This window comes from Dietzia sp. E1 (assembly GCF_014145015.1).
In the GTDB taxonomy this organism is placed as follows: Bacteria; Actinomycetota; Actinomycetes; order Mycobacteriales; family Mycobacteriaceae; genus Dietzia; species Dietzia cinnamea_A.
Genome location: NZ_JAALDU010000172.1, coordinates 1 through 14,087, shown reverse-complemented (window position 1 = coordinate 14,087; position 14,087 = coordinate 1). Strand labels below are relative to the sequence as shown.

The following is a 14,087-nucleotide window of genomic DNA, read 5'->3' as shown; positions in this document are numbered from 1 at the left end:
GAGCGGCTGCCAAACGAGGCAGGCAGGCCCGGGAGCGAGACGCCACCGCGGAGAGCGGCTGCGCTTGAGGCGGGCACGCGCGGAGCCGGGCAGAGCGGGGCTCGGCTCAGCGGGTGGCGCTCACTCCCACTCGATGGTCCCCGGCGGCTTACTGGTCACGTCCAACACGACGCGGTTGACGTCCGGCACCTCGTTGGTGATGCGATTGGAGATCAACGCGAGCGTCTCGTACGGCACCCGCGTCCAGTCGGCCGTCATCGCGTCCTCGGAACTCACCGGACGCAGCACGATCGGGTGACCGTAGGTGCGGCCGTCGCCCTGCACGCCCACCGAACGCACGTCGGCGAGCAGCACGACCGGGCACTGCCACACCGAGGCGTCCAGGCCCGCGGCCGTCATCTCCTCGCGCACGATCGCGTCCGCCGCCCGCAGCGTGGCCAGCCGGTCGCGGTCCACGGCGCCGACGATGCGGATCGCCAGGCCGGGGCCGGGGAACGGGTGGCGGCTGACGATCGTCTCGGGCAGACCGAGTGCCCGGCCCACCGCGCGGACCTCGTCCTTGAACAGCAGCCGCAGCGGCTCCACGAGCGTGAACTCCACGTCGTCCGGCAGGCCGCCCACGTTGTGGTGGCTCTTGATGTTGGCGGTACCCGACCCGCCACCGGACTCCACCACGTCCGGGTACAGCGTGCCCTGGACGAGGAAGTCCACCGACCCGCCGTCCTCGCCCTGGAGCTCGAGCGCCTGCGTGACCGCCCGCTCGAAGGACCGGATGAACTCACGGCCGATGATCTTGCGCTTGGCCTCCGGATCGGTCACCCCGTCGAGGTGCCCCAGGAAGACGTCGGACTCGTCCAGCGTGATGAGGCGGGCGCCCGTGGCGGCCACGAAGTCGTTCTCCACCTGCTCGCGCTCGCCCGCGCGCAGCAGACCGTGGTCGACGAACACACACGTGAGGCGATCACCGATCGCCCGCTGGACCAACGCCGCCGCGACCGCCGAGTCGACACCACCGGACAGTCCGCAGATCGCGCGCCCGTCCCCGATCTGCTCGCGGACCGCCTCGACCAACTGGTCGGCGATATTCGCCGCCGTCCACGTCGGCTCGAGCCCCGCGACCTCGGTGAGGAAGCGGCTCAGCACCTGCTGGCCGTGCGGCGAGTGCAGCACCTCCGGGTGGTACTGCACGCCGGCCATCCGCCGCTCCGGGTTCTCGAACGCCGCCACCGGGGCGCCCGGCGAGGACGCGGTGACCTCGAAGCCGTCCGGGGCGGCGGTGACCGCGTCCCCGTGGCTCATCCACACCGGATGGTGCTCCGGCAGGCCCGCGTGCAGCACGCCACCCGAGACGGACACGTCGGTGCGCCCGTACTCGCGGTTCCCCGTGTGCGCGACCTCGCCGCCCAACGCACCGGCCATCGCCTGGAAGCCGTAGCAGATGCCGAACACCGGCAGCCCCAGCTCGAACACCGCCGGGTCGATCGACGGCGCGTCCTCGGAGTAGACACTGGCCGGCCCGCCCGACAGCACCAGCGCGACCGGGTCCTTCTCGCGGATCTCCTCCACGGACGCGGTGTGCGGGATCACCTCGGAATAGATGCGTGCCTCGCGCACCCGCCGCGCGATGAGCTGCGCGTACTGGGCACCGAAGTCCACGACGAGCACGGGACGGGGCGCCACCGCCTCGGCGGTGATCTGGGAGTCGGTCTGTGCGTTCTCGGCCACGGCGTCGAGTCTAGGCCCCACGGTCCGTGCGCCGAACTCCACCACATCCCCCGCACAGGGGTTAACAATGAACTCCCACCACGGCCCCGGCCCGGCGACGGGCTCACAGAGCGGGAGATCACTCATGGAACGGATGACCGGGTTCGACGCGAGCCTGCTGTACCTCGAGACCGCCCAGCAGCCCCTCGTCGTGGGCGCGGTCCTGTTCATCGACGTGTCCGACCTCGAGGTCGCCTACTCCTTCGGCCGACTCCGCACCGAGCTCGGCCGCCGGATCAAGGAACTCCCCGAGCTGCGGCGCAAGATCTACGACTCCCCGCTCAACCTCGGCCATCCCGCCTGGGTCGAGGAATACGACCTCGACGTCTCCGCCCACGTCCGCCGCGTCGACGTCGACGAACCAGGCGACGAACGTGCCGTGTTCGAGATGTGCGGCACCCTCGGCAGCCGCCCGCTCGACCGCACCCGACCCCTGTGGGAGATGTGGATCCTCGAGGGGCTCGCCGAACCCGACACCGTCGCCGTCTACTTCCGCGCCCACCACGCCGTCCTCGACGGGGCCAACGGCGCCGACATCCTGCTCAAACTCAGCCGGGCCGGACAACCCGACTCACCCCGCGACCTCGACATGGTGCGCGTCGAGGCCGGCAGCGGCAACCCCATCCGGCTCCTCGCCGGCGGTCTGTGGGACTTCGCCGTACGACGCCCGCTGACCCTGGCACGGCTCATCCCCGAGGTCCTGACCCTGCCCCTCGCACTGCACACGCCCCCGTCCACGGAGACACCCGACGAGCCCGCCCCCGACGACGACAGCCCGGAGGACGGGAACGAGGACCTCGTCGTCGTCCCCAGAGCCGCGCCGTTCACCGCACCGCGTACCCGGTTCAACGCCACGATCACCCCGCACCGAGCCGTGTGGGGCACCTCCCTTGACCTCGACGAGATCGCCGAGGTCAAGGACGCCTTCGGCGTCACCGTCAACGACGTCTACCTCACGGCGGTCGGCGGCGGGCTACGCCGCTACCTCCGCGCCCACGACGACCTGCCCGACCCATCGCTCATCGCGGTGGTGCCCGTCTCCACCCGCGACGCCGACGGCGCCCGCGGCCACAACCGCGTCACCGTCCTGTTCGCGTCCCTCGGCACCGACATCGCCGACCCCCTCGACCGACTGCGCGCCATCTCCGCCCGCACCAGCCGGGGCAAGAAGCAGACCAGGAACGGGATGCGGCCCGACCTCATCCAGGACGTCGCCGAACTCGCCCCCGCCAGCACACTGCAACTGCTCATGCGGATCTACGGCGACTTCCACCTCGCAGACCTGCACCCCGTCGTGCACAACCTGGTGGTCTCCAACATCCCCGGCCCCGACGAGGAACTCGACTTCCTCGGCGGACGGGTCACCCGCATGTATCCGCTCGGCCCGCTCATGCACGGCTCCGGGCTGTCCGTCACCGCCATGTCCGTCGACGGGCAGCTCGACGTGGGCATCAACGCCTGCGAGCACCTCGTCCCCGACCCCGACCTGGTGGCCACCGGGATCCGCGAGGCGATGGACCACCTGCTCGAGCTCACCCGCGAGCAGGCGCCCCGCCGCTAGAGACCTCGACGATCGGCAGCCGCAGCGCACCCGGCGCGTCCTCGGGCACCACCGGGCGCACCGGCTTCACCGGGGACAGGCGGCGGTAGGACTCCCCCTGCGCCGGCCGGGGGTCCGCCTCGCCCTTGTTGGGCCACAGCGACATCGCCCGCTCCGCCTGGGCGGTGATGCTCAGTGCGGGGTTGACGCCGAGGTTCGCCGAGATCGCGGAACCGTCCACGATGTGCATCGTCGGGTAGTTCCACACCCGGTGGTACGGGTCCACGACGCCCGTCTCCGGCGAGTCCGAGATCACGCAGCCGCCGAGGAAGTGCGCGGTGAGCGGGATGTTGGCGATCTCGCCCCACGTACCCCCGGCCAGCCCGCCGATCTCCTCGGCGATCTTGCGGGTCGCCTCGTTGCCGGCCGGGATCCACGTCGGGTTGGGCTCGCCGTGCCCCTGCTTGCTGGTGACGTAGCGGAACGGCCCGACACGCTTGACGTACGTCTGCAGCGAGTTGTCCAGGTTCTGCATGACCAGCGCGATCACCGACCGCTGGCTCCAGCGGCGCAGGTTGAACAGCTGGAGGAAGACCTTCGGGTCGCGCCGGACCTCGTTGAGGAGGACGCGCCACCGCGGGAGCGGGCCGTCACCGTCCGTGAGGAGGGTCTGCAGGATGGCGATGGCGTTGGAGCCCTTGCCGTAGCGGACCGGTTCGATGTGGGTGTCCGAGCGGGGATGGAACGACGACGTGATGGCCACGCCCTCGGAGAAGTCCTGCTCCGGCTTGTAGTTCGGACGCATCGCCCCGAGGATGGCCTCCGAGTTCGTTCGGGTCAGCCTGCCGAGGGCGTCCGAGAGCCGGGGCAACGAGCCCGAGTCCTTGGCGTAGTGGAGCAGGTGCTGGGTCCCCCAGGTGCCGGCGGCCACGACGACCTGCTGGGCGGTCGTGGTCGTGGTGCGCTTGCCGAGCCGGGTCCACGCACCGGTCCGCTCGAGCGTGACCTCCCACGTCCCGTCGGCGCGCTCGCGGAGGTCGCTGACCGTCGTGCGGTCCAGGATCCGGGCACCCGCGCGCTCGGCCAGGGCGAGGTAGTTCTTCATGAGCGTGTTCTTGGCGTTGTGACGGCACCCCGTCATGCACTCACCGCACTCGATGCACGCGTTGCGGTCCGGCCCGACCCCACCGAAGTACGGATCCGGCACCCTCTCGCCGGGCTTGCCCTGGCCCCCGGTCTTCTCGCCGAAGAACACGCCGACCGGGGTGTAGACGAAGGTGTCCTCCGCGCCCATGTCGCGGGCGACCTTCTTCATGACCTCGTCCGAGTGGGTGTGCGTGGGGTTGGTGACCACGCCGAGCATGCGGCGGCCCTGGTCGTAGAACGGCGTGAGCTCGTCCTCCCAGTCCGTGATGTGGCCCCACTGACGGTCCTTGAAGAACTGGCCGGTCGGCTTGTAGAGCGTGTTGGCGTAGTTGAGCGAGCCGCCCCCCACGCCCGCGCCGGCGAGGATCATCACATCGCGCATCATGTGGACCCGCTGGATACCGAACAGCTTGAGCTTGGGCGCCCACACGTACTTGTGGAGACGCCACGACGTCTTGGGCAGGTCGGCGTCCTCGAAGCGACGACCGGCCTCGACCACCGTGACGCGGTAGCCCTTCTCCGTCAGCCGCAGGGCCGTCACGCTGCCGCCGAAGCCTGATCCGATCACGAGGACATCGGTGTCCGGCGCCGCGGAGGGGGCGTGGGACGGGGTCGACTGCGTGTGTGCCGTCATGATGCAACTCCCGGGAGTGGTCGATGTTGTGGGTCACAGTACCTGAGCACGGCTAACTTACCCGACAGTAGCCCGCGGTTTGTCCAGAGGGCGGACACGGGCGTTGCGCGGCTGACAGGGGCACCCGCCGGAACGGCCGCGCACCCGGGCCCTGGCGGGCTTCCGGGTGCGCGGACTGGAGACGGATGGGTCAGGGACGGACGGACAGGTCCACCTTCTGGAAACCCTTGACATCGGAGTACCCGCACTTGGCCATGGCCCGTCGCAGCGCCCCCATGAGGTTGCGGGTGCCGTCGGGGACGCTGGTCGGCCCCTCGAGGACCTCGACGAGCGGCGCCAGGGCGGTCTCGTCCTCCACCTCGGCGACGTGCCCCCGCGGGACCTTGGGGTGCGCGGAGACGGAGTTCCAGTACACCCCGCGGCCCGGGGCCTCGAGCGCCCCGGCCAGCAGCGGGCCCAACACGACCGCGTCCGCACCGCACGCGACCGCGCGCGCGATGTCGCCGGAGGTGTAGATGTCACCGTCGGCCAGCACGTGCACGTAGCGACCACCGGTCTCGTCCAGGTAGTCGCGGCGGGCCGCGGCCGCATCGGCGATCGCGGTGGCCATGTGGACCTCCATGCCGAGCACCGGCCCGGTGGTGGTGACGCCGTCGGCGCCGCCATAGCCCACGATCACGCCGGCGGCACCGGTGCGCATGAGATGCAGGGCGGTCTTGTAGTCCACCACGCCGCCGGCGATCACCGGCACGTCGAGTCCGCCGATGAAGTCCTTGAGGTTGAGCGGGGCGTCCTCACCACTGACGTGCTCGGCCGAGATGATGGTGCCCTGCACGACCAGCAGGTCGATCCCGGCCGCGACCAGACCCGGCGTGAGTTCGCGCGCGTGCTGCGGCGAGACCCGCACGGCCACGGTCGCGCCCTCGTCGCGGATACGCTGCACCGACGCGGCGAGCAGCTCGCGGTCGATCGGCGCACGGTGCAGCTCCTGCAGGCGGGCGACCGCGCGGTGCCCGGTCAGGTCCTCCAGGGCGAGCTCACGCAGCTCGTCGATCACCGCCTCGGGATCCGCGTGACGGGCCCAGAGACCTTCTCCGTTGAGCACGGCGAGACCGCCGAGCCTGGAGAACTCGACGGCCGAGGACGGGGACACCACCGCGTCCGTCGGATGCGTCATCACGGGGATGTCCATCTGGTAGGCGTCGATCTGCCAGGAGGTCGACACCTCCTTGGAACTCCGGGTCCGGCGGGACGGGACGATGTCCACCTCGCCGAGCCCGTACATCCGACGGGCCTCGCGGCCCAGGCCGATCTCCACGACGTTGCGCACGCGCCCTCAGTCCTTGACGTTGTAGTTGGGGGCCTCGATGGTCATCTGGATCGCGTGCGGGTGGCTCTCCCTCAACCCCGCGGCCGTGATCTGGACGAACTGGGCGTCGTTCATCTCCGGGATGGTCGCCGACCCCGTGTAGCCCATGCCCGCGCGGAGACCGCCGGCCAGCTGGTGGAGGACCTGCGCGACGTCGCCCCGGTACGGGACACGCCCCTCGATGCCCTCGGGCACCAGCTTCTCCTCGGAGAGCACGTCGTCCTGGAAGTAGCGGTCCTTGGAGAACGACTTCTCCTGGCCCGGCTTGCCGCGCCCGCGCATCGCTCCCAGCGAGCCCATGCCGCGGTACACCTTGTACTGCTTGCCGTCCACGAAGATCAGCTCGCCCGGGGACTCGGTGCAGCCCGCCAGCAGCGAGCCGAACATGCAGGAGGACGCGCCGGCGGCGATCGCCTTGGCCACGTCCCCGGAGTACTGCATGCCGCCGTCGGCGATCACCGGGACTCCGGCGGCCTTCGCGGCCACGGAGGCCTCGAGGATGGCCGTGATCTGGGGCGCGCCCACGCCCGCGACGACGCGGGTGGTGCAGATGGAGCCGGGACCGATGCCCACCTTGATGGCGTCCGCTCCCGCGTCGATCATCGCCTGGGCGGCACCGCGGGTGGCGAGGTTGCCGCCGATGACCTGGACGCGGTCGCCGAGCTCACGCTTGACGCGGGCGACCATGTCGAGGGCGTTGCGGTTGTGGGCGTGGGCGGTGTCGACGACCAGCGCGTCGACACCGGCGTCGGTGAGGGCGCCGGCGCGCTGCCACGCGTCCTCGCCGGTGCCGATCGCGGCGGCCACCCGGAGGCGTCCGTCGGAGTCCTTGGTGGCGTTCGGGTGCTGCTCGGTCTTGACGAAGTCCTTGACCGTGATGAGGCCGGTCAGACGCCCGTCCCCGTCCACGATCGGCAGCTTCTCGATCTTGTGCCGACGCAGCAGCCCCAGTGCGGCCTCGGCGGTCACACCCTCGCGCGCGACCACGAGGGGCGCACGGGTCATGACCTCGTCTACCCGCCGCGACTTGTCCATCTCGAAGCGCATGTCGCGGTTGGTGATGATGCCCACCAGCTCGCCGCGCTCGTCGGTCACCGGCAGGCCGGAGATGCGGTAGCGGGCGCACATCTCGTCGACCTCGGCCAGGGTGTCGCTCGGGGCACACGTGACCGGGTCGGTGACCATCCCGGCCTCGGACCGCTTGACCGTCTCGACCTGCGCGGCCTGGTCACCCACGGACAGGTTGCGGTGCAGGACACCGATACCGCCCTGCCGGGCCATGGCGATGGCCATGCGCGCCTCGGTGACGGTGTCCATCGCCGAGGAGATCAGGGGTACCCGGAGGGTGATCTCCCGCGTCAGTCGCGTGCTGGTGTCGACCTCGCTGGGGACCACCTCGGACGCGGCCGGGAGGAGGAGAACGTCGTCGAACGTCAGGCCCACCATCGCGACCTTGCTCGGGTCGTCGCCGCCGGTGCGTACTGGGCCTTGCGACTCGCTCATCTGCCGTCCTCCTGGGGGGTCGTCTCGGTGCTGGGTTCGAGGATAGTGGTTACCGGGCCCGCGGCTCGAACCGTCGGCCCCGTGAGACCGTGGTCACGGGTACGGTGGAGGGCGTGAACGATCCCCTACGGCACGGAATGCCGCCCGACCCGTTCGCCGGCGATCCGGATGACCCGGCCGCGGAGCTGGCCGGGCTCGACCCCATCGACGACGGGGTGCCCTCGGGCCCCCTCGACGCCGATGAGCGACGCGCGATCGAGGAGGACCTGGCGGACCTCGCCGAATTCCGTCGACTGCTGGCCCCGATCGGGGTCAAGGGTGTCGCGGTGCAGTGCGAGGACTGTGCGGAGGAGCACTACCACGAGTGGGACATGCTGCGCGCCAACCTCATGCAGTTGCTCGATGACGGTTCGTTGCTGCCCCACGAGCCCGCCTTCGACCCCATCCCCGACGACTACGTCACCTGGGAGTACTGCCGCGGTTACGCGGACGCGGTGCGCGCGATGCGTCCGCGCCGGCTGAACTGGCGTCGCTGACCCGGGTCCCGGACAGAGAGACCGATCCCCGCCTCCCTTGACCGGGAGGCGGGGATCTGTTCGTTCGGCGTGCGACACGGGCAACCACCCGGCCAAGGGGTCGCCGCCGATCAGTTGGTCGGCGGGGTGGACTCCGGCGCCTGCTGGGACGACGTGGGGGGCTGCTGGGTCGGGGTGGGCACCTGGGTGACCGTGGTGCGGGACGGTGACGGCGGCACGCCCAGCTGGTCCTCCCCCACGTCCCCGCTCGGTCGGCCCGTGGTGGGCGCCAGGAAGTCCTGGATCCGCTGGGTGTCGATCGGGATCTGGAGCGTCGTGGAGATGCGCAGACCGTCGAGCGGCAGCGGGATGACCGGCATCCCGGGGGGCGGCGGGGGGATCAGGTTGGACGGCAGCGGCACCGGGACACCCGGAACCAGCGTTGCCGCTCCGGGTGCGGGGGCGGGCGCCGGAGTCGGGGCGGGCGCCGGCGCGGGCGACGGCACGGTGCTCGGTGTCACCCGGCTGAGATCGCGCTTGATGGCGTCCCTGCGCTTCATCAGTTCCACGCGCTCCGAGGCGTCGGAGACCTCGTCGAGCCGCTCGCTCACCTCGTCGAGGAGGCGCTCGGCCTCGCCCCGGTCGCCCTCGCGGGCGGCGAGATCGGCGGCGGAGAGGTACTCGGTGAGATCGTTGACCAGCTCGACGTCACCGGCGCGGTCGGAGAAGATCGTCTTGGACACACCCCACAGCGGATCACCGGGCATCGCACTGTGCGCGGCGACGGACAGGCCACCGACGACCACGGCGGCCACGGCCGCGGCACCGGTCACCGCCTGCCAGAGCGCGGGACGCCTGCCGTGATGGTGGTCGCCGGAGGAGACCCACCCGCGCCGGGGCCGCAGCCGCGACACGTTCGGGGCGAGGGCTACCTCGATCTCCTCGTCACTCGGCAGCGCGGGCAGCTCGGCGGATCCGGTCTCGGCACGCCAGTCGGCGAACAGGGCCAGGAGCGGATCGTCCACATCGGGGCGCTCTCCGCGTCCGAGGGTGTCGAGGAGCTCGTCGTCGCGGTCGACCTCGAGCGGGTCCACCTCGTGCTCGTCGAGCGAGGCGTCGGCATCCCGGGCGCCGGGGTCGACATCGTCGTCGTTCATCGCCATCGCTCCTCTCCGTCCTGTTCGATTCTCGCGCGGAGCTGCTTCATCGCCCGGTGCTGGGCGACGCGCACGGCTCCGGCCGTGCTGTCGACGATCTCCGCCGTCTCCTCCGCGGAGAGCCCGACCACGACTCGCAGTCGGATGATCTCCCGCTGCTTCTCGGGCAGGGTGTCGAGCAGGCGGCTCACCGCTCTCGACACCTCGCCGTCGAGGACGTGGTCCTCCGGCCCCGTGTCGGTCGAGAGCACCTCGGGGAGGTACTCCACGGGATCGGACTTGTTCCGCGCGGCGCCACGATGGGCGTCCGCGACCTTGTGGGCCGCGATCCCGTACACGAAAGCCATGAAGGGACGTCCCTGGTCCCGGTATCCCGGCAGAGCCGAGAGCACCGCGATCAGCACCTCCTGGGCGACATCGTCAGCAGACAGGTTGGCCCTCTCCGAACCTCCGACGCGGGAGCGGCAGTACCGCACCACCCCGGGTCGCACGAGCTCCAGCACACGCGCGGCGGCGGCGCGGTCACCCTTGACCGCGTCGGCGACGGCGAGTTCCAACTCGTCTGCTGTACCTGTCATCGGATTAGGGGGGCCACGCGTTACACGGATGTGTTACGGGGCACGGCCTTTCTCTCGGGGCGCGACACGGGTCGCGACGGGTCCCACGTCCGGGCCCGAGGGCGGCCGGCGCGGCTCGCGCTCAGAATAGGCGCGTGACCGGAGTGTCGGGGGTGTACTGCTGAGCGCCCAGCGTAACCCTTGCCGCGGGCGCGGGACCACACGACCGGCATGGAACGGCGACGGGCCCCGCTCCCCGCCGGTGCGGGGAACGGGGCCCGTGAGCCGGTCGCGATCAGTGGGAGTGACCGGCGTGCGAGTGCGTGTCGGCGCCCTTCTCCTCGGGCTTCTCGACGATCGCGGTCTCGGTGGTGAGGACCATGCGGGCCACCGAGCACGCGTTGACGACTGCGGAGGACGTGACCTTCACCGGGTCGATGATCCCGGCGGAGACCAGGTTGCCGTACTCGCCCGTCGCGGCGTTGAAACCGTCCCGGGGGCCGAGGTCCGCGACCTTGCTGACGACGACGGAGCCGTCCTCGCCGGCGTTGGCGGCGATCCAGAACAGCGGGGCGGACAGCGCCTTGCGGACCACGGTCACGCCGACCTTCTCGTCGGCGTCGGTGGTGTCCTCGGCGAGCCGCTCGAGCGCGGCGGCCGCCTGGACGAGCACGGAGCCGCCACCGGCGACGATGCCCTCCTCGACGGCGGCCTTGGCCGAGTTGACGGCGTCCTCGACACGGAGCTTGCGCTCGGTCAGCTCGGTCTCGGTGGCCGCGCCGACACGGATCACGGCGACGCCGCCGGCGAGCTTGGCGATCCGCTCCTCGAGCTTCTCGCGGTCCCAGTCGGAGTCGGTGGCCTCGGCCTCGCGGCGCAGCTGCGCCACGCGGGCGTCGACGTCGGCCTGGTCGCCCGCGCCGTCGACGATGATCGTCTCGTCCTTGGACACGGTCACGCGGCGGGCCTGCCCGAGCACCTCCAGTCCGCACTCGGACAGCTTCATGCCCAGGTCAGGGCTCACGACCTGCCCCTTGGTGACGATCGCGAGGTCCTCCTGGAAGGCCTTGCGGCGATCACCGAAGTACGGCGCCTTGATGGCGACGACCTTGAGCGTCTTGCGGATCGAGTTGACCACCAGCGTCGACAGCGCCTCGCCGTCGACGTCCTCGGCGACGATTAGAAGCGGCTTGCCGGTCTCGGCGACCTTCTCCAGCAGCGGGAGCAGGTCCGGCAGGGAGCTGATCTTCTCGCGGTGGAGCAGGACCAGGACGTCCTCGTAGATGGCCTTCTGCTCATCCGGGTCCGTGACGAAGTACGGCGAGAGGAAGCCCTTGTCGAAGGCGATGCCCTCGGTCACGGACACCTCGGTGTGCAGCCCCTGCGACTCCTCGACGGAGACCACGCCGTTGACGCCGACAGCGTCCATGGCCTCGGCGACCATGCGGCCGATCTCGGGGTCACGCGAGGACACGGTCGCGACCTGCGCGACGGCCTCGGAGCCGGAGACGGGCGTCGCGGCCGAGCGGAGGAACTCCACGACGGCGGAGGCGGCCTTCTCGATCCCCTTGCCCATCGCCATCGGGTTGGAGCCGGCCGCGACGTTGCGCAGCCCCTCACGGATGAGGGCCTGGGCGAGCACGGTGGCGGTGGTGGTGCCGTCGCCGGCGACGTCGTTGGTCTTGGTGGCGACGCTCTTGACGAGCTGCGCCCCGAGATTCGCGAACGGCTCGGCCAGCTCGATCTCACGGGCGATGGAGACGCCGTCGTTGGTGACGGTGGGGCCGCCGAACGCCTTGGCGAGCACGACGTGGCGCCCCTTGGGGCCGAGCGTGACCTTGACGGTGTCGGCGAGCTCGTCGACACCGGCGAGCATGCCCTTGCGGGCCTCCTCGTCGAACGCGATCAACTTGGACATTGATGGAACTCCTGGAGGGAAGTGGGTGGTCGGGTCGATACGGTGTCGCGGCGCGAGACACCACCGCCCCGGTGGTGCCTGGCAGTCGCCGGCGCCGCCGGGGCGGGGTTGACGCGGCTCACGTCAGTCGATGACCGCGAGGACGTCACGCGAGGAGAGGATCAGGTATTCCTTGCCCTCGTACTTGATCTCGGTGCCGCCGTACTTCGAGTAGATGACCTTGTCCCCCTTCTTGATGTCCATGGGGATGCGGTCGCCGTCCTCGTCGAAGCGGCCCTTGCCGACCGCGACGACGGTACCCTCCTGGGGCTTCTCCTTGGCGGTGTCCGGGATGACGAGGCCGGACGCCGTGGTGGTCTCGGCCTCGATGGCCTCGACGAGAATCTTGTCCTCAAGCGGCTTGATCGCCACGATGATCCTCCCGTATGGGGTGTGGCCGCCCGGATCCCGGGCGGCTCGGAGTGTGGTTCGAAGATCCGGGACACCGAGGGCGTCCCGTGGTTTCCGTACGACCCGGCCCGCCGCGTGCGCCGTCGCGGGTGACGCCCTCGGTGCACCGTGTCTATTGGCACTCTACACAGGCGAGTGCCAGCACTCAAGGAAACCGCGTGCAGGCTCTTCGCGTTGCGGATCCCCCCGCCGCCGGTAGGCTCGCCCGCACGCACGGACGTCAGCGACCAGAACACCTCTGCCCGATCCGATCACCCATCGAGGACAGCGAGGCCCAGCAATGACTGCAGTAGCCCCTCCCGACATCGTCACCGCCACCGTCGACGCCGGGGAGAAGAAGGCCCACATCCCGGGATGGCAGCTGGCACTGCGGGGCTTCCTCGCCGTCTATCTGCTCGGCGCGGCCACGACGCTGGCCGTCATGGTCACCGACGCGACCGGGGTCGAGATCGTCGGCGCCGTCCTCTTCCCCATCGGCCTCACCCTGGTCGTGCTGCTCGGGTGGGAACTCGTCACCGGCGCCTACGGGCTCGTGCCGCTCGCGGTCATGGAGAAGCGGGTCCGGGTGCGGGACTGTCTGCGGGTCTTCGGCTGGATGATCCTCGGCCACACGATCGGCGGACTCGCCGCCGCCTGGATGATCACCTCCGTGCTCACGGGGATGGGCACGGAGCCGGACGCGACCGGCGCCCAGGCCCTCGCCGACCTCGCGGTGGAGAAGACGATCGCCTACAAGGAGGCGGGCCTGGTCACCGGGCTGAGCTGGGTGACGCTCAGCGCGGTGCTGTGTAACTGGCTGGTGGCGCTGGGCGTGATCATGTCGTTCTCCTCCTCGAGCACCTCGGGCAAGATCCTGGCGATCTGGCTGCCGATCCTCACGTTCTTCGCGCTCGGCTACGAGCACGCGGTGGTCAACCACTTCACGATCCCCGCGGGGATGATGCTCGGGGCGGACGTGAGCGTCGCCGACTGGCTGCTGTGGAACCAGATCCCGGTCCACATCGGGAACTTCATCGGCGGGTTCACGCTCGCCGGGCTCGGCCTGTACTTCGCGCAACGGACCCGCGTCGATCGCACCGAACCGGCCGGGGACTGACCGGCCGGTGTCCGACCCGTATGACCCGGTGCACCCGGCAGGCGGAAACGAGTTGGCTCTCGTAGCCCTCGTCGTCGCCGTGGGCAACGTCGTCTTCGGCTCGTTCCTCGGCCTGTTCGTCCCGCTGGTGCCCGCGGTCATCACCGTGATCGTGGTGATCCTCGGGCACGTGTCGCTCGCGCAGATCAGGCGGCGGGGACAGGAGGGCCGCGCGATGGCGATCTCGGCCCTCGTCATCGGCTACCTCGGCATCGCGTGGATGCTCATGTTCCTCGTCCTCGCGCTCACGTCCGCCGCGATGGGGATGGCGATTCTCGGGTTCTAGCCGCGTCGGCGCCGTGCCGGCGCCGGGCGCCGTGCCGCCCGCCTGCGGAGTCAGGCGACCTGCGTGACCTCGACCGGCAGGCCCGGGTCGGCGGCGACGGTCAGCGGACTGGG

The 14,087-nt window shown here is 70.7% G+C and carries 12 protein-coding genes; 4 read left to right on the top strand and 8 right to left on the bottom strand.

Annotation, left to right across the window (positions count from 1 at the left end; all coding sequences use genetic code 11):
- Nucleotides 1-120: 120 nt before the first annotated feature.
- Nucleotides 121-1,725 (bottom strand): glutamine-hydrolyzing GMP synthase, encoded by a 1,605-nt coding sequence (gene guaA, locus G6030_RS07120; RefSeq protein WP_274532675.1) that lies wholly within the window; start codon nucleotides 1,723-1,725, stop codon nucleotides 121-123.
- A gap of 124 nt (nucleotides 1,726-1,849) precedes the next feature.
- Here guaA and G6030_RS07115 point away from each other — a divergent pair, with 124 nt between their 5' ends.
- Complete coding sequence (locus G6030_RS07115) at nucleotides 1,850-3,325, top strand: wax ester/triacylglycerol synthase family O-acyltransferase (RefSeq protein WP_061229086.1); 1,476 nt, start codon at nucleotides 1,850-1,852, stop codon at nucleotides 3,323-3,325.
- On the opposite strand, the gene G6030_RS07110 is transcribed toward G6030_RS07115, so the two are convergent.
- From G6030_RS07110 to guaB, 3 genes are all read right to left on the bottom strand, one after another.
- A complete protein-coding gene (locus G6030_RS07110; RefSeq protein ID WP_182642643.1) occupies nucleotides 3,297-5,084 on the bottom strand; it encodes a GMC family oxidoreductase in 1,788 nt (595 codons plus the stop codon). The two genes, G6030_RS07115 and G6030_RS07110, sit on opposite strands and share 29 nt — an antisense overlap.
- 190 nt (nucleotides 5,085-5,274) lie before the next feature.
- Nucleotides 5,275-6,414, bottom strand: coding sequence for a GuaB3 family IMP dehydrogenase-related protein (locus tag G6030_RS07105; RefSeq protein WP_061229088.1), 1,140 nt, complete (start codon nucleotides 6,412-6,414; stop codon nucleotides 5,275-5,277).
- 6 nt (nucleotides 6,415-6,420) lie between these two features.
- The gene (gene guaB, locus G6030_RS07100) at nucleotides 6,421-7,956 is read right to left on the bottom strand and encodes an IMP dehydrogenase (protein ID WP_061229089.1); all 1,536 of its coding nucleotides are present in this window, start codon (nucleotides 7,954-7,956) and stop codon (nucleotides 6,421-6,423) included.
- Between the two features lie 137 nt (nucleotides 7,957-8,093).
- On the opposite strand from guaB, the gene G6030_RS07095 reads away from it, so the two are divergent.
- A complete protein-coding gene (locus tag G6030_RS07095) occupies nucleotides 8,094-8,492 on the top strand; it encodes a DUF5319 domain-containing protein (RefSeq protein ID WP_007632298.1) in 399 nt (132 codons plus the stop codon).
- Nucleotides 8,493-8,602: 110 nt separating this feature from the next.
- Here G6030_RS07095 and G6030_RS07090 read toward each other — a convergent pair whose 3' ends face one another.
- From G6030_RS07090 to groES, 4 genes are all read right to left on the bottom strand, one after another.
- Complete coding sequence (locus tag G6030_RS07090; RefSeq protein ID WP_082767739.1) at nucleotides 8,603-9,628, bottom strand: hypothetical protein; 1,026 nt, start codon at nucleotides 9,626-9,628, stop codon at nucleotides 8,603-8,605.
- Nucleotides 9,625-10,206 (bottom strand): sigma-70 family RNA polymerase sigma factor, encoded by a 582-nt coding sequence (locus G6030_RS07085; RefSeq protein WP_043568407.1) that lies wholly within the window; start codon nucleotides 10,204-10,206, stop codon nucleotides 9,625-9,627. The genes G6030_RS07090 and G6030_RS07085 overlap by 4 nt, the downstream gene beginning before the upstream one ends.
- A gap of 274 nt (nucleotides 10,207-10,480) precedes the next feature.
- A complete protein-coding gene (gene groL / locus G6030_RS07080) occupies nucleotides 10,481-12,103 on the bottom strand; it encodes a chaperonin GroEL (protein ID WP_061229091.1) in 1,623 nt (540 codons plus the stop codon).
- Between the two features lie 123 nt (nucleotides 12,104-12,226).
- On the bottom strand, nucleotides 12,227-12,520 hold the full coding sequence (gene groES, locus G6030_RS07075; protein WP_182642644.1) for a co-chaperone GroES: 294 nt from the start codon (nucleotides 12,518-12,520) through the stop codon (nucleotides 12,227-12,229).
- Between the two features lie 313 nt (nucleotides 12,521-12,833).
- On the opposite strand from groES, the gene G6030_RS07070 reads away from it, so the two are divergent.
- On the top strand, nucleotides 12,834-13,649 hold the full coding sequence (locus tag G6030_RS07070) for a formate/nitrite transporter family protein (RefSeq protein ID WP_061229093.1): 816 nt from the start codon (nucleotides 12,834-12,836) through the stop codon (nucleotides 13,647-13,649).
- A gap of 7 nt (nucleotides 13,650-13,656) precedes the next feature.
- A complete protein-coding gene (locus tag G6030_RS07065) occupies nucleotides 13,657-13,974 on the top strand; it encodes a DUF4190 domain-containing protein (protein WP_061229094.1) in 318 nt (105 codons plus the stop codon).
- Nucleotides 13,975-14,087: the final 113 nt, after the last annotated feature.

Excerpts from the sequence above, each read along its gene's own strand:
- G6030_RS07090 (WP_082767739.1), bottom strand. The coding sequence starts at position 9,628 with ATGAACGACGACGATGTCGACCCCGGCGCCCGGGATGCCGACGCCTCG.
- G6030_RS07095 (WP_007632298.1), top strand. The coding sequence starts at position 8,094 with ATGCCGCCCGACCCGTTCGCCGGCGATCCGGATGACCCGGCCGCGGAG.
- G6030_RS07115 (WP_061229086.1), top strand. The coding sequence starts at position 1,850 with ATGGAACGGATGACCGGGTTCGACGCGAGCCTGCTGTACCTCGAGACC.
- G6030_RS07085 (WP_043568407.1), bottom strand. The coding sequence starts at position 10,206 with ATGACAGGTACAGCAGACGAGTTGGAACTCGCCGTCGCCGACGCGGTC.
- G6030_RS07070 (WP_061229093.1), top strand. The coding sequence starts at position 12,834 with ATGACTGCAGTAGCCCCTCCCGACATCGTCACCGCCACCGTCGACGCC.
- G6030_RS07110 (WP_182642643.1), bottom strand. The coding sequence starts at position 5,084 with ATGACGGCACACACGCAGTCGACCCCGTCCCACGCCCCCTCCGCGGCG.
- groL (WP_061229091.1), bottom strand. The coding sequence starts at position 12,103 with ATGTCCAAGTTGATCGCGTTCGACGAGGAGGCCCGCAAGGGCATGCTC.
- guaB (WP_061229089.1), bottom strand. The coding sequence starts at position 7,956 with ATGAGCGAGTCGCAAGGCCCAGTACGCACCGGCGGCGACGACCCGAGC.